18 protein-coding genes are annotated in these 18,703 nt (G+C 62.5%); 12 read left to right on the top strand and 6 right to left on the bottom strand.

From position 1 onward, the window contains the following. Positions 1-7: 7 nt before the first annotated feature. Positions 8-871, bottom strand: a complete 864-nt coding sequence (locus AC57B6_RS14270; protein WP_030103602.1) for an NRDE family protein — start codon at positions 869-871, stop codon at positions 8-10. 88 nt (positions 872-959) lie between these two features. Further along, positions 960-2,057 (bottom strand): CAF17-like 4Fe-4S cluster assembly/insertion protein YgfZ, encoded by a 1,098-nt coding sequence (gene ygfZ / locus AC57B6_RS14265; RefSeq protein WP_496421565.1) that lies wholly within the window; start codon positions 2,055-2,057, stop codon positions 960-962. 78 nt (positions 2,058-2,135) lie between these two features. Here ygfZ and mltG point away from each other — a divergent pair, with 78 nt between their 5' ends. From mltG to AC57B6_RS14215, 10 genes are all read left to right on the top strand, one after another. Continuing rightward, positions 2,136-3,146 carry an endolytic transglycosylase MltG gene (gene mltG / locus AC57B6_RS14260; protein WP_496421589.1) on the top strand — a complete coding sequence of 337 codons (1,011 nt, stop codon included), beginning with the start codon at positions 2,136-2,138 and terminating at the stop codon, positions 3,144-3,146. After that, entirely contained in the window at positions 3,146-3,766 is a 621-nt protein-coding gene (tmk, locus tag AC57B6_RS14255; RefSeq protein WP_491565010.1) for a dTMP kinase, read from the top strand. Before mltG ends, tmk begins: the two co-directional genes overlap by 1 nt. Positions 3,767-3,859: 93 nt before the next feature. Further along, positions 3,860-4,894: a DNA polymerase III subunit delta' gene (locus tag AC57B6_RS14250; protein ID WP_028196559.1), complete on the top strand. Its 1,035-nt coding sequence runs from the start codon at positions 3,860-3,862 to the stop codon at positions 4,892-4,894. 109 nt (positions 4,895-5,003) lie between these two features. Next, positions 5,004-5,525, top strand: coding sequence for a GNAT family N-acetyltransferase (locus AC57B6_RS14245; RefSeq protein WP_496421564.1), 522 nt, complete (start codon positions 5,004-5,006; stop codon positions 5,523-5,525). A 58-nt stretch (positions 5,526-5,583) separates the two neighbouring features. Next, positions 5,584-6,375, top strand: coding sequence for a YchF/TatD family DNA exonuclease (locus AC57B6_RS14240; RefSeq protein ID WP_491565004.1), 792 nt, complete (start codon positions 5,584-5,586; stop codon positions 6,373-6,375). Between the two features lie 52 nt (positions 6,376-6,427). Then, a complete protein-coding gene (locus tag AC57B6_RS14235) occupies positions 6,428-7,168 on the top strand; it encodes an ankyrin repeat domain-containing protein (protein WP_496421563.1) in 741 nt (246 codons plus the stop codon). A gap of 252 nt (positions 7,169-7,420) precedes the next feature. Then, positions 7,421-7,777, top strand: a complete 357-nt coding sequence (locus AC57B6_RS14230; protein ID WP_028196555.1) for a Rap1a/Tai family immunity protein — start codon at positions 7,421-7,423, stop codon at positions 7,775-7,777. A gap of 404 nt (positions 7,778-8,181) precedes the next feature. Then, a complete protein-coding gene (gene otsA / locus AC57B6_RS14225; RefSeq protein ID WP_028196554.1) occupies positions 8,182-9,594 on the top strand; it encodes an alpha,alpha-trehalose-phosphate synthase (UDP-forming) in 1,413 nt (470 codons plus the stop codon). A 73-nt stretch (positions 9,595-9,667) separates the two neighbouring features. Continuing rightward, positions 9,668-10,834: an AAA family ATPase gene (locus tag AC57B6_RS14220; RefSeq protein ID WP_496421562.1), complete on the top strand. Its 1,167-nt coding sequence runs from the start codon at positions 9,668-9,670 to the stop codon at positions 10,832-10,834. A 253-nt stretch (positions 10,835-11,087) separates the two neighbouring features. Next, positions 11,088-12,155 carry a glycosyltransferase family 4 protein gene (locus AC57B6_RS14215; RefSeq protein WP_028196552.1) on the top strand — a complete coding sequence of 356 codons (1,068 nt, stop codon included), beginning with the start codon at positions 11,088-11,090 and terminating at the stop codon, positions 12,153-12,155. A 142-nt stretch (positions 12,156-12,297) separates the two neighbouring features. On the opposite strand, the gene AC57B6_RS14210 is transcribed toward AC57B6_RS14215, so the two are convergent. From AC57B6_RS14210 to AC57B6_RS14200, 3 genes are all read right to left on the bottom strand, one after another. Further along, positions 12,298-12,885 (bottom strand): BPSL1445 family SYLF domain-containing lipoprotein, encoded by a 588-nt coding sequence (locus tag AC57B6_RS14210; protein WP_028196551.1) that lies wholly within the window; start codon positions 12,883-12,885, stop codon positions 12,298-12,300. 408 nt (positions 12,886-13,293) lie between these two features. Beyond that, entirely contained in the window at positions 13,294-13,743 is a 450-nt protein-coding gene (locus tag AC57B6_RS14205; protein WP_028196550.1) for a hypothetical protein, read from the bottom strand. Positions 13,744-14,083: 340 nt separating this feature from the next. After that, positions 14,084-14,380, bottom strand: coding sequence for a PsiF family protein (locus AC57B6_RS14200; protein ID WP_028196549.1), 297 nt, complete (start codon positions 14,378-14,380; stop codon positions 14,084-14,086). A 448-nt stretch (positions 14,381-14,828) separates the two neighbouring features. Between AC57B6_RS14200 and AC57B6_RS14195 the strand changes: the two genes are divergently transcribed. Then, entirely contained in the window at positions 14,829-15,125 is a 297-nt protein-coding gene (locus AC57B6_RS14195; RefSeq protein ID WP_106353131.1) for a YciI-like protein, read from the top strand. A gap of 586 nt (positions 15,126-15,711) precedes the next feature. Next, the gene (locus tag AC57B6_RS14190; protein ID WP_496421561.1) at positions 15,712-16,869 is read left to right on the top strand and encodes a transposase; all 1,158 of its coding nucleotides are present in this window, start codon (positions 15,712-15,714) and stop codon (positions 16,867-16,869) included. Between the two features lie 86 nt (positions 16,870-16,955). Here the strand turns inward: AC57B6_RS14190 and AC57B6_RS14185 are convergent, their stop codons facing one another. After that, positions 16,956-18,509 carry a mannose-1-phosphate guanylyltransferase/mannose-6-phosphate isomerase gene (locus AC57B6_RS14185; RefSeq protein ID WP_028196546.1) on the bottom strand — a complete coding sequence of 518 codons (1,554 nt, stop codon included), beginning with the start codon at positions 18,507-18,509 and terminating at the stop codon, positions 16,956-16,958. Positions 18,510-18,703 lie beyond the last annotated feature (194 nt).

The following is an 18,703-nucleotide window of genomic DNA, read 5'->3' as shown; positions in this document are numbered from 1 at the left end:
CCGTGCCTCAGGCAATCTCGCGTTCAACGTTGAACGCAAAGCTTCGCTCGAAGTCGCCGGGCCGCACGATCCGGTGCGAGCCGTTGTCGTCGCTGCGTTCCGCCGCCGCTACGCTGATAACCTCGCCATGCGCGACCACGCGCACCGCGGTCGTGCCGCGCGTGCCGTACTCCGGCGTTTCGATGAACGCCGCCGACAAGGCACGCTCTCGTTCGAGCGGAATGCCGGTGGACGGCAGTTCGTCATCGCGCGCGAGACGTGGATCGCGCATCAGATCGATCAGGCGTTCGAGCGGCGGCATCGCGTCGCGCGTGAGCATCGTGGCCAGTTCGGTGCGTTTCTTGACCAGCTTCGGCCATGCGGTGTCGAGCACCGCATTCGAGATGCCGTGCGTGCCCGGCGCGAGCAGCGTGGGCGCGATGTTCGAGCGGTTGCAATACCAGCCGAGCTCGCGGCGCGTCCAGTCGCCGACCAGCAGATTGAAGCCGTTGTAGATCTCGCCGGTTTGCGCGACGTGTTGCAGATAGCCGAGTGGCGTTTCGTGCCGGCCCTTGCTATTGCCCTTGCCGTTGGCCGCGCCTTGCGCGGAGCCGGTGAGCCAGTCGCTGACCAGCGTGCCGCGGGTCGGCGCATCGGCGCGCATTTCATGTGGCGCGCGGTAATTGGTCAGCGCGGCGAAGCGGCCGTCGCGCGACATGCCGAGCCATGTGCCGCCGCCCACCAGATCGCGGCCGGCCAGTACGGTCGGCGCGTCATGCCACCAGCTGATCGGTTCGGCGGTGCGGCGGAAGAATTCGTCGCGATTCGCCGCGAGTGTGAAGAGCGGCCCGTCGAGCGCATCGGGTCGCCAGTCGAAAACGATCAGGCACATCGGGGGCAGTCTCCCGGTGAGGGCGGTGGAGGAGCCGGAGCAATAAAAAAAGCGGCGCCTGATTGCTGCGCCGCTGCGGTTCGGATGCTTAGACTTCGGTAGGCAAGCCGTATGGCAACGGCAGGAACGTCAGTGCCGGACCGTCCGCCGCGCCAAGGTGCATCGAGCCGCCTTCGAGCGCCGCCAGCTTGATCTCCACCAGCACGTCGACACCACCTTCCGGCGCCGACGCCGCGTTCACCACCATGCCGCACGGCTGGCCCGGATCGTCCGAGTGGAACAACTCCACGCCGGCCTTGACCGTATCCAGTTCACCCGCCACGTTCGCGAGCGAGGTGCGCCGCTTGATCGTGCCGCGATACTGGCTGCGGGCCACCACTTCCTGACCGGGATAGCAGCCTTTGCGGAAATTGACCGCGCCTAGTACGTCGAAATTGACCATTTGCGGCACGAACTGCTCAACCACCGGTTGAGTGATGCGCGGCTCGCCGGCACGAATGTCGAGCCAATCCCATACCGCCGGCGACACGCGTTTCAACTTTTCGTCGAGCATCGGCAGATACGTCTCGATCGCGGCCTTCGGGCCGATCCACAGATAGCGCAGCCGGCCGAGCGCGTCCGGCACGCGAATCAGCGAGCCCGCCGTGCCGTCCACCTGCACATGCACGCCGTCAGGCAGCGCGTCGAACACGCCGGAAAGCGCTTTGCGCACGTCGCCCGCGAGGCCCACCACCGCCAGCTCGCCGCTCGCGTCCGCCAGTTTTGCCTTGGCGCGCAGGACGAACATGGACAGCCGCTTCTGCACGGCGGCCTGCAGATCCTTCGACACCAGCAGGCGGATCGTCTCGCCCGTGCGCCACGTCAGCAACGACGCCAGCAGCCGGCCCTTGGCCGAGCAATAGCCCGCGAGGCGCGCATTGGCGGCATCGAGATGCTGGGTGTCGTTGGTCAACTGGCCATGCAGGAAGCTCGCCGCGTCGTCGCCGGTCGCGTCGATCACGCCGAACTGCGTGAGCGGCATGTAAGCGCCTTGCTGGATGACGGCGTCGAATTCATCGGCGGCGGGGCGCGGCAGCGTAGGGAGTGCGGCAGATGCGGCAGCCTGGGCCGTGGCCACAGCGCCGGAGGGCGCAACTGCAGGAGTGACGGAGGGCGTGCCTGAAGCGGTAGCGAGCGGTGTGTTCATGGATTCCGAGAACAGTCAATTCTGACTTTAGCTAAGGCAAACAAGTATTATATGAGGTCCAACCCAGCCACGTTTCGCATGTCCCTTCTGAAGAAATGTTTCGTCGCCGGCTCAATTGTCATTGTGCTGGCCGCAGCCGCAATCGCAGGCGGATATCACTGGGCCACCAGTCCACTCGATTTGACCCCCGCGCAACTCGACGTCACCGTCAAACCGCATAGCAGCCTGCGCAGCGTCACGCTGCAGCTGATTCGCGGCGGCGTGCCGGTCGAGCCTGAACTGTTCGTGCTCATGACGCGCCTGCTCGGGCTGCAAAGCGAGTTGAAATCCGGCAACTACGAGTTCAAGACGGGCGTCACGCCATACGAAGTGCTGCAGAAAATCGCCCGGGGCGACGTCAACGAATACGTGGCGACCATTATCGAAGGTTGGACTTTCAAGCGCATGCGGGCCGAACTGGACGCCAATCCGGCGCTCAGGCACGACACGGCCGGCATGAGCGATACCGACCTGATGAACGCGATCAACGCGCCGGAAGCATCGATCGGCAATGGCGAAGGGCTGTTCTTCCCGGACACCTATCTGTTCGACAAGAACACCAGCGATCTGGACATCTATCGCCGCGCGTACCGTCTGATGCGGCAACGGCTGGACGAAGCGTGGGCCGCGCGGGCGCCGAACCTGCCGTACAAGACCCCGTATGATGCGTTGACGATGGCGTCGATCATCGAAAAGGAAACCGGCAAGCCAACGGACCGGCCGATGGTGGCGGCGGTATTCGCAAACCGTCTGCGCGTGGGCATGCCGCTGCAAACCGACCCCACCGTTATCTACGGCATGGGCGACAGCTTCACAGGCCGCATCCGCAAAAAGGATCTGCAGACCGACACTCCCTACAATACGTACACCCGGATGGGGCTTCCGCCAACGCCCATCTCGCTGCCCGGTGTCGCATCGCTGCAGGCGGCGATGAACCCGGCGCAATCCACCGCGCTCTACTTCGTATCGCGCGGCGACGGCAGCAGTATCTTTTCTGACACCCTCGGCGATCACAACAAGGCCGTGGACAAATACATTCGAGGGCAATGATGGCGCGGGGCAAATTCATAACGTTTGAGGGCATCGACGGTGCCGGCAAGACCACCCATCTGAGCTGGTTTCGCGAGCGCCTCGAAGAGAAGGTGGCAAGCGCCGGCCGCTCGGTCGTGATGACGCGCGAGCCGGGCGGCACGGCGCTCGGCGAACAGATTCGCGAGATCGTCCTGCATCAGAAAATGGACCTCGAAACCGAGGCATTGCTGATGTTCGCGCTGCGCCGCCAGCATCTGGCCGAAGTCATCGAGCCGGCGCTGGCGCGCGGCGACTGGGTGCTGTCCGACCGTTTCACGGATGCGACCTTCGCCTATCAGGGCGGCGGCCGCGGCCTGCCGCGCGACAAGCTGGAAACGCTTGAACGCTGGGTGCAGGGCGGTTTTCAGCCGGATCTGACCGTGTTGTTCGATCTGGCGCCGGAAATCGCCAACGAACGGCGCAGTGCCGCGCGCGACCCAGACCGTTTCGAAAGCGAATCGGAGGCGTTTTTCAACCGCACCCGTACCGAATATCTGCGCCGCGCGGAAGAAGCACCGTACCGGTTCGCTATCATTGACTCTTCGCAGAGCATCGCGCGAATTCAGAAGCAACTTGAAGAATTGATTGCAGTTCTTTGATTTTAAAAGAATATAATTCTGACTCATAACATCGATGAAGCTCGTCTAGTGTCTCAAGAGGCGTTGTCAATCGATTGATTTAAAAGAGAAACGATGATTTATCCGTGGCAAGCCGATGACTGGAATCGCCTGCAGCAGTTGCGTGGACATTGGCCGCACGCCTTGTTGCTGCATGGGCAGGCAGGGATCGGCAAGTTGCGCTTCGCGCAGCACCTCGCCCAAGGACTCCTGTGTGAAGCTCAGCAGGCCAACGGCGAGCCCTGCGGCACGTGCGTGGCATGCAACTGGTTCACGCAGGGCAATCATCCGGACTATCGGATTGTCGTCCCCGAGGCGCTGGCTGCCGAAGCGGGTCTCGCCAATGCCGCGGACGAAAAAGCCGAGAAGGCCGAAGGCGACGAAGGCAAGAAGACCCGTGCGCCCAGCAAGGAAATCAAGATCGAGCAGATTCGCGGGCTGCTCGATTTCGTCGGCGTCGGTTCGCACCGTGGCGGTGCGCGGGTGGTGGTGTTGTATCCCGCCGAGGGCCTGAACATTGCCGCGGCCAACGCCCTCCTGAAAACGCTCGAAGAACCGCCGGCGGGTGTGGTGTTCCTGATGGTGTCGGCGCGCATCGACCGTCTGCTGCCCACGATTATCAGCCGTTGCCGCCAATGGCCCATGACGATGCCCGCGCCGGAGGTCGCCACGAAGTGGCTCGCCGCGCAAGGCGTCGCCGAAGCTCCCGCGCTGCTCGCCGAGGCCGGCGGTGCGCCGCTCACGGCCCTTGCACTGGCGAGCGACGAGAACCGCACGCTGCGTGACTGGACCCTGAAGCAACTGGCCGCCGGCGCCGAATGCGACGCCTTTGCCTGCGGCGAGGCGCTGCAGAAGCTGCCGGTGCCGCTGGTGCTCGGCTGGTTGCAGCGCTGGATGTACGATTTGCTGGCGCAGCGCACGGCCGGCGCGCCGCGCTATTTTCCGCAGGCGTCGACGGCGTTGTCGCGCTGCGCATCGCAAGCCGACGCCAGCGCGTTCGCGCGTTTCATGCGCACCGTGACGCGCCAGCGCGCGGTCGAGAACCACCCGCTGAATGCGCGCCTGGTGTTTGAAGAACTGTTTATTGGTTATCGCGAGCTATTCGCATAAGTCTTTTGATGCCGGACGATTTGCTCAGGGCGGGGCGCTTTACCGCGTTGTGCCGCTTCGTGCATCCGTCCGCTGATTCGATTCGTATCCCACCTCACGTCCAAGCACCATGAGCCTTTCTTACCGCGATGCCACGTTCGACGATCTGCCCGCGATCGTCGCCATCTACAATTCGACCGTGCCGTCGCGGCAAGTCACCGCCGATCTCGAGCCGGTGAGCGTCGAAAGCCGTCTGGCCTGGTTTCATGCCCATGGCCCGCAAAAGCGTCCGCTGTGGGTGGTGGAAGATGAGCAACATCCCGGCCGCGTGATCGCGTGGCTGAGCTTCTCGGATTTCTACGGGCGCCCGGCCTATCTGCGTACCGCCGAAGTCAGTATCTATCTGGACGAAAGGGCGCGCGGCAAGGGGCTCGGCAAGCAGTTGCTGGCGGCTTCGCTCGCGGCGGCGCCGGCGCTCGGCATCGACACCGTACTGGGTTTTATCTTCGGCCACAATGAAGCAAGCCTGCGCCTGTTCCGCAGCTTTGGTTTCGACACGTGGGGATCGCTGCCGCGCGTCGCGGTGCTGGACGGCGTGGAGCGCGATCTGGTGATTCTCGGCAAACGGCTCGACACGGCAACTGCGGTCTGATTTGCAGCCGGACTGACGGCCAGATTCACCTCACGCTATTTATCAGCAGGACATCATCATGTTTGTCGATTCGCACTGCCATATCAACTTCGAAGGACTCGCCGACCGCCTGCCGCAGGTGCTCGAGAACATGCGCAGCCATTCGGTCACGCATGCGCTGTGCGTCTCGGTCGACCTGGAGACGCTGCCGTCCGTGCTGGAGATCGCCAGCCGGCACGAGAACGTGTTCGCGTCGGTCGGGGTGCACCCGGATCACGAGGACATGCGCGAGCCGAGCCTCGCCGAGCTCATCGAACTGGCCGCGCATCCTAAGGTGGTCGCGATCGGCGAGACCGGTCTCGATTACTACCGTCTGGAAGGCCGCACGATCGCCGATATGGAGTGGCAGCGCGAGCGTTTTCGTACCCATATTCGCGCGGCGCACGCCACCGGGAAGCCGCTGATCATCCACACGCGTTCGTCCGCTGAAGATACGTTGCGCATCATGGCCGAGGAGCGCGCGAGCGAGCCGGGCGGCGTCATGCATTGCTTCACCGAGCCGTGGGCGGTTGCCGAGCAGGCACTGGCGCAGAATTTTTACATTTCGCTGTCGGGCATTGTCACGTTCAAGAGCGCGACCGACGTGCAGGATGTTGCGCGCCGCGTCCCGCTCGATCGTTTGCTGATCGAAACCGACTCGCCGTACCTCGCCCCGGTGCCATATCGCGGCAAGCCTAATGAACCTGCGTACGTAAGTTATGTCGGACGCTTCATCGCGCAACAGCGCGACATACCGGATACGGCGCTGGCCGCCGCCACGACAGAAAACTTCTTCCGGCTCTTCAAGATACCTTCGCCGGCCGGTGTGTGATTTATAAAGTTTCTATATATCAGTAGGATAGGGACGTTTCCTAAAGCAGAATATGACAAATTACTCGACTTCGACCGTGGTGTTGCAAGAGACTTCAGCAGTGCAAACGGCCCTCGGCTCGGCGCGCCGCAGCGCGTCGCGCCTTGCGTTGGCCGCCGCGCTCGTCTGCGCTGCTCTGAGTTCGCTAGTCGCGGCTCCGGTTCAGGCCGCGCCGATCGACTCGCTCATCAAGTCGGTTAAATTCGACGACGTCGACGGCGTCAACAAGCTGCTTGCCAAGGGTATGGACCCGAATAGCGTCGACAATCAGGGCTACCCGCTGCTGGTGATCGCCGCGCGCGAGAAGTCGGACAAGGTGGGCGCCGCGCTGCTCGCCAATCCGAAGACCAACATCGAGATCCAGGACAAGGCCGGCGAGAACGCGATGATGATGGCCGCGCTGAACGGCGACCTCGACTTCGTCAACCTGCTGATCGCGAAGGACGCCGAAGTCAACAAGAAGGGCTGGGCGCCGCTGCACTACGCGGCGGCGAACGGCCACGACGACATCGTCAAGGTACTGCTCGATCACTCGGCCTATGTCGACGCCGGCTCGCCGAACGGCACCACGCCGCTGATGATGGCCGCACGCGGCGGTCATGTGTCGACGGTAAAGTTGCTGCTCGACAACGGCGCGGACCTCACGGTGAAGAACCAGATCGGCTTGACCGCGCTCGATTTCGCGAAGACCTACAAGGAGCCGGACGTGGTCGAGGGACTCACGGCGCGCCTGCAGCAGATGCAGCAGAAGTGAATTGAGTGGAGATCCGGTGCGCCGCGCTTCGGCACACCGGCTGCCGCAATATGGAACTCGCCGGCCACCGGAATGCCGGCCACCGGAGTGCCGGCCACCGGTATGCCGGCCACCAAATTTGACTGAAGATAGCGGTGCCGGCATGCCTGCCGCTCCGCAAAACAGTGCAGAATGACGACTTGGCGCGCTACGAGGCGCGCCGGTTCGATGCGGCGCAAGACCGCCTGATAAACGACCCTGGAAAGGAACACCATGCTGCGGGCCTTGATTTTCGCCAGCGCGCTTGCCGTCCCCCTGTCGGCAGCCGCGTTTACGGGAGGCGACCTCAACAAGCTTTGCACGAAGACCGATGTGGCTTCGCGCAGTGCGTGCGCCGCCTATATCGAAGGCGCCGCCGACGGCATCTTCAACACGATCGACGCAATCGGCGGCACGACCGGGCCGCGCGTCGGCCAGTACTTCTGCCTTCCGCCGGACGCACGCTCGGCGCAACTCACCGACGCGGTGCGCAAGTACATCGCGGACAACCCGATCGTTGCGGGCTATAACGCCAGCACGGCGATCTCATTGGGGCTCGGTAAGGCCTTTCCTTGCAAGAGCGGCAACTGAGTGTGTCGTTCCCGCGAATCTGACGTGAATCGCGGCTGATGCCTGCGCCACGTGCCCGAATCGGGCACGTCACACGGATTGGCTGGCGCATGTATGGAAATGCGCTTGCGTGCCGGCTCAAAGCCGGCCGTTCGCCTTCGAACGCTACTGCTCCAGGCAGCTTTTCCCCAATCCACAACGCACAACACGTCCGCCCCACGCGAAAATGACTGCAACCGACCGGGCGCCGAAGCAGTCGAACTGTCGATTGAACTCATCAAACTGACACGGCGTCGCCTGCTTTACCCGCTTCGGGTCCTCAAAATGCTACAGCGTCCGGAATGTCACAACCGGCGCCACGAGCAGATGCCGCGAGCGCGTGATAAGCGAACCCCGTGCCGTACGAACCAGGGAGGACTACCAACATGGGCCGACTGATCGTCGTGTCGAATCGTGTCGCAACGCCGACGGAAACCAAAGGGTCCGCGGGCGGACTCGCGGTCGGTGTATTCGGCGCGTTGAAAGATGCGGGAGGCGTGTGGTTCGGCTGGAGCGGCGACGTGGTGAGCGAGACGGTCGCCAATGCCGGGCCGACGCTGGAGCAGGACGGTGCGGTGACCTTCGCGACCGTCGGCCTTACGCGCAAGGATTACGACCAGTACTACCGCGGCTTCTCGAACGCCACACTATGGCCGGTGTTCCACTACCGCAACGATCTCGCGCGCTACGAGCGCGAAGAATACGCGGGCTACCGGCGCGTCAACGCATGGCTTGCGCACAAGCTGATCAAGCTGCTCGAACCCGACGACGTGATTTGGATCCACGACTACCATCTGATCCCGTTCGCCGAAGCGCTGCGTTCCGAAGGGATCACGAACCGCATCGGTTTTTTCCTGCACATTCCGTTTCCCGCGCCGCAGATCCTGCTCAACATTCCGCCGCACGAAGAGTTGGTGAAATCGCTGTCCTGCTATGACCTGCTGGGCTTTCAGACCGCCACCGACGAACTCGCTTTCCACGACTACGTGACGCGCCACGCGCGCGGCACCGTGAGCGAGGGCAACCACGTCGAGGCCTTCGGCCGCAAGCTGCGCACGGGCGTCTATCGGATCGGCGTGTTCCCCGACGAAATCGCCGAACAGGCCAAACGCTACGAAAGCCGCCAGCACGTACTCGAACTGAAGCAGAGTCTGGAGGGCCGCAAGCTGATCATGAGCGTCGACCGGCTCGATTATTCGAAGGGGCTCGTCGAGCGTTTCCGTGCCTTCGAGCAATTGCTGGAGCGCTCGCCGGAATGGCGCGGCAACGTCACGCTGGTGCAGATCGCGCCGCCCACCCGCTCGGACGTCGCCACCTATCAGAAGATCCGCCAGGATCTCGAATACGAAGCGGGGCGCATCAACGGCCGTTATTCGGGCCTCGATTACACCCCGATCCGCTATCTGAATCAGCAGTACGACCGCTGGAAGCTGATGTCGCTGTTTCGCGAGTCGCAGATCGGCTTTGTCACGCCCTTGCATGACGGTATGAACCTGGTGGCGAAGGAGTATGTCGCCGCGCAAAATCCCGACGATCCCGGCGTGCTAGTGTTGTCGATCTTCGCCGGCGCGGCGGCTGAGTTGAGCGGCGCGCTGCTGGTCAATCCACACGACGCGATCGGCATGTGCGAAGCCTTGCAGCGCGCGCTGCAAATGCCACTCGATGCGCGCCAGCGGCGTCACGAGATCAACATGGCGGCGCTGCGCAAGAACGATCTCGGTGTGTGGCGCGATACCTTCCTGAACGATTTGCGCAGCGTGCCTATGCAGAAACCAGGCAAAGGCGGCGGACATAACTAATGATATTGATGCGTTTGAACGAAGTTGTTTTACCGAAGGTCCGACGGCGCCTGCCGGCCCGAAAGGCGGCCGCATGCTGAGAACCCTGGCAATCGCGGGGTACCGGTCGCTACGCGAGTTGATCGTGCCGCTCGGGCAGTTGAATGTGATCACGGGCGCGAATGGCAGCGGGAAATCGAGTGTGTATCGCTCGCTGCGCCTGCTGGCCGAAACTGCGCGCGGCGGCGTGATTACGTCGCTGGCGCGTGAGGGTGGCTTGCAGTCCACGTTGTGGGCCGGGCCCGAACGCTTCTCGCGTGCAGTGCTGGCCGGCGAGTTGCCGGTGGGGGGCACGCGCCGCAAAGATCCGGTGAGCTTGCGGCTTGGCTTTTCCGGCGACGAGTTCGGTTACGCGATCGATCTGGGCTTGCCGCCACTCGATAAGGCGACCTGGTTTCCACTCGACCCCACGATCAAACGCGAGTGCATCTGGAGCGGTCCGGTGCTGCGTCCGTCGGCCTTGCTGGTCGACCGGCAAGGCGCGGCGCTGCGCACGCGTGACGAGCAGGGCGACTGGCAAACCATTCCTCAGCCTGTCGCCAGTTTCGACAGCATGATGACGGAGTTCTCCGACCCGCGGACCGCCCCCGAAATGATCACCGTGCGCGAGCAGATCCGCTCGTGGCGCTTTTACGACCACTTCCGCACCGATGCCGAAGCAGCCGCGCGTCTGCCGCAGATCGGCACGCACACGCCGGTGCTGTCTGACGACGGTGCGGACCTTGCCGCGGCCTTGCAAACGATCCGCGAGATCGGCGACCCCGTGGCGCTCGACGCCGCCATCGACGACGCCTTTCCCGGCTCACGCCTCGATGTCACCACGCAGGACGGCCGCTTCGAAGTGTCGATGCAGCAGCATGGCTTGCTACGGCCGCTCAAGGGCGCGGAACTCTCGGACGGCACCTTGCGCTATCTGCTGCTGGTGGCCGCGCTGCTCACGCCGCGTCCGCCCGCGCTGCTGGTGCTGAACGAGCCGGAGACGAGCTTGCATCCGGACCTGCTGCCGGCATTGGCACGCCTGATCGCGCGGGCTTCCGCGCATTCCCAGGTGCTGGTTGTGTCGCACGCGGCGCGGCTGATTGCGGCGCTCGAGCGGGAGGACGGCAGTCAGTCGATCGTCCTTGAGAAGCACTTTGGCGCGACGCGCATCGCCGATGCGGACGATCGCGATCTGCCGGCCTGGAAATGGCCGGCGCGTTAACCGGCGCGCAGTGGATAATAGGCGCGTCGTGGGATGTAAGCTGAATGTAACAGCACACAGGAATTGCAAAGCCAAGGGCTTTTTGTGACACCCTGATGAATAATGCTTTGATACGGATGGTGCAGGCGAACACCTGGCGTTCGCCGCATTGATGGAGAAGTTGGAGAAGTGGTGGAGAAGGACGGTGCTGAGCTGTTTAGCGCCGCTGACGTGCACCGCCATCAGCGCAAGCCGTCAGTTCACGGAGACAAATATGAAGATTGCGCAGATCGCCCCCCTGACCGAATCGGTGCCGCCAAAGCTCTACGGCGGCACGGAACGTGTCGTGTCCTACATCACCGAGGCGCTCGTCGAGCTCGGCCATGACGTGACGCTGTTCGCGAGCGGTGATTCCGTCACGAGCGCCAAGCTCGAAGCCGTATGGCCGCGCGCGCTGCGGCTGGATCCAGGGATCCGCGATCGCATCGCGCCCCACATGCTGTTGATGGAACTGGTGCGCCGCCAGGCCGAAAACTTCGACGTGCTGCATTTTCACCTCGATTACTACTCGTTTTCGGTCTTCAAGCGCCAGGAGACGCCCTTCGTTACGACCATGCATGGGCGCCTCGACCTGCCCGAGCAGCAACCGGTATTCGACACCTTCAACACCGCGCCGGTGATCTCGATTTCGAACGCGCAGCGCCATCCGTTGCCGCAGGCCAAGTGGCTTACCACCGTCTATCACGGCTTGCCGGAGCAGCTCTACACGCCGCAACCGGTCGAGCAGAAGTACCTCGCGTTTCTCGGCCGCATCTCGCCGGAAAAACGGGTCGATACCGCGATCCGGATTGCCGGGCGCTGCGGAATGCCCATCCGGATCGCCGCGAAAGTGGATGCCGCCGACCGCGAATATTTCGAGCGCGAAATCCGGCCGTTGCTGGACTTGCCGCATGTCGAGTTCATCGGCGAAATTGCGGATGATCAGAAGGCCGAATTTCTATCGGGCGCCCATGCGCTGCTCTTCCCGATCGACTGGCCAGAGCCGTTCGGTCTGGTGATGATCGAGTCCATGGCGTGCGGCACGCCGGTGATCGCGTTTAACCGCGGCTCGGTGCCGGAAGTGCTGGACGACGGGGTGACAGGCTTTATCGTCGAGGATGAGATCGGCGCGGTGGCGGCCGTCAATCGCCTGCATAAGATGCCGCGGGCGGGTGTGCGGCAACGTTTTGAAGAGCGCTTTACGTCACACCGCATGGCGCAACAGTATGTGGACGCGTATCAGTCGGTGATTCGCGCACAGAAGCGTTCGCGCTTCAAGGTGATCGATACGTCGGGGAGCTGAGCGGCGTGACTCGCGTGGCGTGCGTGGCTTATGCGATTCGCGCTGCGCAATGAAAAAGAACGGCGACGTGCAATGCGCATCGCCGTTTTTTATTGCCGCTGCATAACAATACGGGACCTGAGCCCCGGGATCCGGCGGGCGCCTAGATCTTCAGGCGCGAGACCTTCGTGCCCTGCAGCGAGACGTCAGCCATCAGGCCGGCGTTAGTCAGGATAAATACTTCGACCGGGGCGGTTGCCGTGGTCGTGTCGATTGCGCCGTTGGCGCCCATCTTCACCAGCGCGACGGAGGCGTCGCCGCCTGCTGACCAGCCGTCGGCTTTGCGGAATGAGTCGAGCGCGTCCTGGGTCATGAACAGGAAGATGATAGCCTTCGACTGCGCACCCGCTTGCAGGCCGAACGAACCGGAAATCGTGCTGTAGTAACCCACCGAGCTGCCTCCCACACGCAGCGCACCCTCGCCGTACTGGCCACCAACGATGAAGCCTACTTGCAGCACCGACGGGAACACCAGCACGCCGCGCGCCTTGGAGACGAGTTCACGCGAACCCTTCACGGTGGTGAACAGGCGCGACATGGTGCCGTCGACGCTGGCGTCGATCGACTGGCGTTTGGATGCATCAGTGGAGGGCGTGTTCGGGGTGCTGCCGTTGGTTGTACAACCGGCGAGTGCAAGGCCTCCGAAAGCGAGCGCAGCGGTAGTCTTCAGCATGAAGTTTCGTCTTTGCATCGTTTTTCTCCATCATGGTTCCTGGGTACAACCTCATATGGTCTTGCCGGGTTGTTGTTGAGTTATATCACAGGCAAGCGGGGAAAGCGTAGTTCGTCGCCAGGCGAAAAGCCTTGTGGGGCGGGGGTTTGAGCCCTGCCGTAAGGCATCTTGATGTAACTTTGACCGACCTCAAAAGACAGTTGCGAGAGGCTCGGACAGCGCGTTCGAATGGGCTTTCGGGCATCGCGCCAAGCCGGGAGCGGCGCACCGGCCGCTAGACGTAGGCCGCACCAAGCGTCTGTTTTACCGATTTTGCGCGCTCACAGTTGGCGTCAAAATCCATGTTGAAATCAAACTGAAAGTGTTGTCGCGACGCCACCTGCGTGTCCGTCGTGCCTCGTGGACGTGCCTCATGCCCTTGCGTCCTCACCCGTGGTTTGCCGGACTTTTGACGGGCGGGGGGCGGCGCAGCGCGCGGCGAACCATCCCGATCAGCAGGCCAATCAGGAACAGCGTGACAGCCGGCACGATCCAGTAGCCGACGAACGCATGCCAGAGGTAAGCCATGAGGGTAGAGCGACGTACGCTGTATTCATTGCGGGCGTCTTGCTGGCGCGGCGCATTGGCGGCCAGTACGTCGGCCGGACAGCCGGCGGCTTGCGCCTCGTCGGGCTTGCCGTGGCAGCGCGCGGGCGCGCCGGCCGCGCGTTGTGCGTCGGTGAAGTTCCAGGTGGTCAGCGCGCGATCGAGGTCGACGGCGTTGTACGCCATTTCCTCCCGGATCTCGCTGACCGCGACGATCGCCACGGGCACGGCCCAGAAAATGATGACGACCAGCCACCGCCTCAACCAGCGGTTTTTATGTTTCGTTACCATCCTTGCCTCCGATCGATGCTCTTCAGCACCAACGACAAGATGGCGGCCCGTCTAGTGTTGTGTATGGGGGTGGGCCGTCTCCGCAGCCATCATAGAAGAAAAACGACGCGTTCGCGCGAACGGACAGCGACGGAGTAGGTGACGCGAGGGCGCGTGCCGGGGAGAGACGTTACGAAGGAGCGTAGGGTAGGGACAGAAGCAGGCACTAAGGCAGACACTAGGGCAGATACAACGGCGGGCACGAAGGAAACGCAGCAGCCGCGCCGGAAAACGGCGCGACCCTGTTCGAGCAGCATGCGCTTACACGCGCGGCATAAGGGCCGCGCCGCTTGCCTCGCGTTTAATTAGCCGGGGCGGACGACAGGCAGGTCTTCATGAAGGCCTTGCGGTCATCACCCTTTTTGCCGGTGGCTTGCGCGTTGCATGCCTTCATCTTGTCCTGCTGGCTCATCGGCGCCGCGGCGGCCGGCTTGGCGGACAGGCAGGTCTTCATGAAGGCTTTGCGGTCGTCGCCTTTCTTGTCGCCGGCCTGCTTGTTACAGTCGGCCATTTTCGTTTGCTGGCTGTTCTGTGCGAACACCGGCGAGACGAGGACAGCACCCAGCACCAGCGTAGCGATAGCGGATTGGACTTTCATGGGACACTCCATCGGTGGTGAAAACGTTTTTGGTCGTTCATGCGCGGGCGTCTATGGCGTCCAGGACCCCTCGGCACGTCCATTATGGCAAATGCTGTCTGCCAGAACGGATAAAAGAGCACTCCGGTTGACAGGCGCTCACGCAGGTTTTCCCCTATACGTCAGGGACGACGGTGCTCCAGGGTCTGAAACGGCGAGTCCGTAATGGCGTCAAAAATATGTTATGCAATCCAGATCAATTTGCGAGAGTCAGGTAAATGAATTAGCTTGCCGCCATTCGATAAAGTCTGATCTTGCATTAAAGATTCGATGCGTATTGCTGCAAGTGAAAATGAATAGAAAATCGGCAGAAAATGCCGTTGACGAGCAGCGGGGTAATCTTGACTTGAACTCCTGCGCCACGGTGCCGCCCCGGCATCTGCGCCGCGCAGGTCAAAGGAGGCACGCGATGCACTATCTATTGATCTATGACCTCGTACCGGACTACCTAGAGCGGCGTGGCGCATATCGCGACGCCCATCTGAAACTTGCCTGGGCGGCGGTGGAGCGCGGTGAATTGCATCTGGCCGGCGCGCTGACCGACCCGGTCGACACCGCCGCGCTGCTTTTCAACGGCGACTCTCCCGCGGCCGCCGAAGCCTTTGCCAGAGCCGATCCGTACGTACTCGCGGGACTGGTGACGCACTGGCGCGTGCGCCAATGGATGACGGTGGTGGGTGAGGGCGCCGCGAATCCCGTGCGCTAGAGGCAAGCCCGGGAGTGGTGCCTACTGTACGGTGTCGAAAGGAATGCGAATAGCATGCGCAGAGGCGGCGGTTCGCTTCCTCGACGATGGCGCTTCGATGTCGGTCAGGTACTATCCATCTGGTGCGCCCACATCCCCCAGGCTGCGCAAAAACAGCTTCAAAGCGCATCGAAATGCATGATGGATCAAGTGCGGATTTCGTAAAGTCAATTCGCCGCTTTTTTCATGCCGTTGTGCCATGCAATAGTGGATTTCGAAGCCTGTACTGACGGCTGCTCTGTTACAGCAATGCGTGAAGCGACGCGGCCAAAAGAAGAAGATTGTTTCCATCCGTAACACTTGTCTCAACGATATTCACGCAAACCCTGGGGATGGTATGCTTCGTGCACAAATTCTCCCATGCACGAGTGAGACCACGTTTTGTGCTTCGCAATAGGGACAAACCGCACTAAGCCAGTGCGATATTGACCCGCCAACAGAACGTACAAAACATATTTGTGCAACCGAGGGCTGCACACGGATCGTGAACGCTGAATCCGTGGCCGCCCAAAGCCGCGGCCGGGCCAGGCTGCGTGGAGAAAACCCAATGTTTTTCGATGAGCTAAGCAATGACGAATGGGCGCTGCTGGCAGCGCTTGTCTCTGATGAGCCGGCCGTCCGTCTGAACCGGCGCGGCCGGCCCCGCGCCGAACCGCGCATCGTGGCGAATGCCGTCCTGTGGATTCTTACAACTGGCGAACCCTGGTCGAAGCTGCCGGGGCGCTATCCGTCGGGCCCCACCTGCCGGCGCCGTTTCGAAGAGTGGCAGTTGAACGGCACCCTGCTCGAGATGGTTCGACTGTTGTCGCGGACCGGGCGTACCTTCGCCTACATCCCGCAACCGGTGCCGCCGGCCGCGGCCAAGCCGGCCGCGCCGGTCGCCGAGACCGTCAGCGCGCGCGACGAAGGTCTGCGTGGCGTGTCGTGGAAAAGTCCTGAGTCATGGCAGGCGCCCGGCGTATCGAGCAGTCTGAGCCAATGGCGTTCGGCCGATCCGATCGCCGATATCACACGCCAGTTGTCGGGGCTGACGAACGTGCCGCCGGTGTCTCGTGCACCTTCGCCGCCGCCGGTGTCCTCGCCACTGGTGGCACGGCCCGCCATGCGCGCCGATCAGCAGGGTTTCGACGAAGCGCGGGCGGTTGACGCGGCCATGCACGGTCTGGACTCGGCCATTACGTCGGCACGCCGCGCGCAGCAGCTTGAAGATCAGCGCAGCTCGCTGTCAATGAGCCTCGCGCCGCGTGGCACGCAAGTCGCCGGTCAGCAGGGTTATGTGATTTACGTCGCCGCGGAGCAGGTGCCCAACGCCATGTATCGCGCGTGGGCGGAGATCATGAAGGACGGCAGACGCGTCGAGCGTTCCGGCCTCGTCGGTCCGCGCTTTGCAGAGGCTGAGGCGGCGGAGCAGTACGCGCTTGAATGGGCGCGGCAGTGGATCGAGCGTGAATGCCGCACGCAGGCTGTAGCAGACGCTGCGCCGGCTGCCAACCCGGCGGCGGGAGCGGCGCGTCCGTTACCGGCCATGCGTCATGTGCCGGAACCCGTCTCGGCGAATCACGGCGGCCCTTTGCACGGTCCGCTCAACGCGTTCCGCGGACCGCTGCGCCGTTATCCCAGCGAACCGGCTGCACCCGCAACGGAAAGCAGTAGCGCATCAGATCGTTTTCCGTCGTTTCCGGAACTCATCTCCCACGCGGGGTGAGGACGCCGGCACAGACCGGTGACCGTAGCAGCACCCCGCGGCAGTCAGGAGCAACCGCCGCAGGTTCCCGCTTCATCCGTTGTGAATCATTGACGTCCGTACGTATCGTCGAAGCGCACGATATCGTCTTCGCCGAGATACGAACCCGATTGCACCTCGATCATTTCGAGCGGCATCTTGCCTGGATTCTCGAGACGATGGGTGACGCCCAGCGGAATATAGGCGGATTCGTTTTCGGAGACGATGAAACGCTCTTCACCTCGCGTGACGAGCGCGGTGCCGCGCACGACGATCCAGTGTTCCGCCCGGTGATGATGCATTTGCAGCGAGAGCCGCGCGCCCGGCTTCACGACAATGCGTTTCACCTGGAAGCGCTCGCCGGTGTCGACGGAATCGTAGTTGCCCCACGGGCGATGCACCTTGCGATGGTTGGCCGCTTCCAGGCCGCCATCGGTGCGAATCCGTCCGACAATCTTCTTGACATCCTGCACGCGCGATTTGTCCGCGACCAGAATCGCGTCGGCCGTTTCGACCACCACGAGATCATGGGTGCCGACACAGGCAATCAGGCGTCCTTCCGAATGTGCGAAGGTCGAATCCGCGCCTTCGAACATCACGTGACCGCGGCCCACGTTCTGATCGGCGTCTTTCTCCGAGATGTCCCAGATTGCATCCCACGAGCCCACGTCCGACCAGCCTGCTCGCAGCGGCACAACCACGCCGGACGCAGCGCTCTGATCGTTGCCCAGTTGTTCCATCACCGCGTAGTCGATCGAATTGGACGGCGAGGCGCTGAACGCGTCGCGTTGCAGACGGAAGAAATCGCCGTCCGCCTTGCCGCCCGCGAACGCCGTTGCACAGGCTTCGTAAATCGCCGGCTGGAAGTGGCGGATCGCCTTCAGCCAGGTCGATGCGCGCATGATGAAAATGCCGCTGTTCCACCAGTATTCCTGCGACTCGATATAGCGCTGCGCCAATTCCAGATGCGGTTTCTCGACGAAACGGTCCAGTGTGTGCGCGCCGATCTTGCCGCTTGCATCGGCATGCGTTGCGCAGGCGTCGTTAGGCATGCCAAGCGCTGCGCCGATACGAATGTAGCCGTAGCCGGTTTCCGCGCGTGTCGGCACGATGCCCATCGTCACGATATGGCCGGCCGCCGCATGCTGTACGCCCGCGGCTACCGCCGCATGAAAGCCGTCGATGTCGGTTACCGCGTGATCGGCGGGCATCACGACCATGATGCCGTCCTGGTCCTGCGCGGCGATTGAAAGGGCGGCCACTGTCAGCGCCGGCGCGGTATCGCGTCCAACGGGCTCAAGAATCAGCCGGCTCGGCTTGCCGCTCGTGCGCAATTGCTCGGCCGTGGTGAAACGGTGCTCCTCATTGGCCACCACGACGAGTTGCTCGGAGAGGAGATGACCGGCTTCGAGCCCGTCGAGACGGCGCGTCGTGGATTGCAATAGCGAATCTTCGCCTAGCAAGCCAATTAACTGTTTCGGGTACTGCTCGCGCGACATGGGCCACAACCGTGTGCCGGAACCGCCGGCCAGAATCACGGGATGTACCTTGAGCTTGACGTTAAGGGGCATAGCTTGTGTGGACCGGGTGTCGGCGGGCGTGGCCGTAACCGGAGCTGTCATGATTGACTCCTCGAGGCTGGGTGAGTGCGTCGAGTTTTATCACGAAGTAAAGAATCAATAAAAGCGCGTTAAATAGAAACTATATAAAACGTTGAATAAAATTAGTCCTTTCGTGAAGGAAAAATGTCTGGATAATTTTTTAAAAATAAAAATTAAGCGAAAAAAATGGCGGTGGATTTTTTTGTCCACCGAAA

This window comes from Paraburkholderia sp. BGA-UO-ETr-F12, from assembly GCF_059567945.1.
The sequence above is the reverse complement of the archived record's forward strand: the minus strand, read 5'-3'. Positions and strand labels throughout refer to the sequence as shown.

What these genes read in the sequence shown, in the direction of transcription:
- AC57B6_RS14270 (WP_030103602.1), bottom strand. Translation starts at nt 871, where the DNA reads ATGTGCCTGATCGTTTTCGACTGGCGACCCGATGCGCTCGACGGGCCG.
- ygfZ (WP_496421565.1), bottom strand. Translation starts at nt 2,057, where the DNA reads ATGAACACACCGCTCGCTACCGCTTCAGGCACGCCCTCCGTCACTCCT.
- mltG (WP_496421589.1), top strand. Translation starts at nt 2,136, where the DNA reads ATGTCCCTTCTGAAGAAATGTTTCGTCGCCGGCTCAATTGTCATTGTG.
- tmk (WP_491565010.1), top strand. Translation starts at nt 3,146, where the DNA reads ATGGCGCGGGGCAAATTCATAACGTTTGAGGGCATCGACGGTGCCGGC.
- AC57B6_RS14250 (WP_028196559.1), top strand. Translation starts at nt 3,860, where the DNA reads ATGATTTATCCGTGGCAAGCCGATGACTGGAATCGCCTGCAGCAGTTG.
- AC57B6_RS14245 (WP_496421564.1), top strand. Translation starts at nt 5,004, where the DNA reads ATGAGCCTTTCTTACCGCGATGCCACGTTCGACGATCTGCCCGCGATC.
- AC57B6_RS14240 (WP_491565004.1), top strand. Translation starts at nt 5,584, where the DNA reads ATGTTTGTCGATTCGCACTGCCATATCAACTTCGAAGGACTCGCCGAC.
- AC57B6_RS14235 (WP_496421563.1), top strand. Translation starts at nt 6,428, where the DNA reads ATGACAAATTACTCGACTTCGACCGTGGTGTTGCAAGAGACTTCAGCA.
- AC57B6_RS14230 (WP_028196555.1), top strand. Translation starts at nt 7,421, where the DNA reads ATGCTGCGGGCCTTGATTTTCGCCAGCGCGCTTGCCGTCCCCCTGTCG.
- otsA (WP_028196554.1), top strand. Translation starts at nt 8,182, where the DNA reads ATGGGCCGACTGATCGTCGTGTCGAATCGTGTCGCAACGCCGACGGAA.
- AC57B6_RS14220 (WP_496421562.1), top strand. Translation starts at nt 9,668, where the DNA reads ATGCTGAGAACCCTGGCAATCGCGGGGTACCGGTCGCTACGCGAGTTG.
- AC57B6_RS14215 (WP_028196552.1), top strand. Translation starts at nt 11,088, where the DNA reads ATGAAGATTGCGCAGATCGCCCCCCTGACCGAATCGGTGCCGCCAAAG.
- AC57B6_RS14210 (WP_028196551.1), bottom strand. Translation starts at nt 12,885, where the DNA reads ATGCAAAGACGAAACTTCATGCTGAAGACTACCGCTGCGCTCGCTTTC.
- AC57B6_RS14205 (WP_028196550.1), bottom strand. Translation starts at nt 13,743, where the DNA reads ATGGTAACGAAACATAAAAACCGCTGGTTGAGGCGGTGGCTGGTCGTC.
- AC57B6_RS14200 (WP_028196549.1), bottom strand. Translation starts at nt 14,380, where the DNA reads ATGAAAGTCCAATCCGCTATCGCTACGCTGGTGCTGGGTGCTGTCCTC.
- AC57B6_RS14195 (WP_106353131.1), top strand. Translation starts at nt 14,829, where the DNA reads ATGCACTATCTATTGATCTATGACCTCGTACCGGACTACCTAGAGCGG.
- AC57B6_RS14190 (WP_496421561.1), top strand. Translation starts at nt 15,712, where the DNA reads ATGTTTTTCGATGAGCTAAGCAATGACGAATGGGCGCTGCTGGCAGCG.
- AC57B6_RS14185 (WP_028196546.1), bottom strand. Translation starts at nt 18,509, where the DNA reads ATGACAGCTCCGGTTACGGCCACGCCCGCCGACACCCGGTCCACACAA.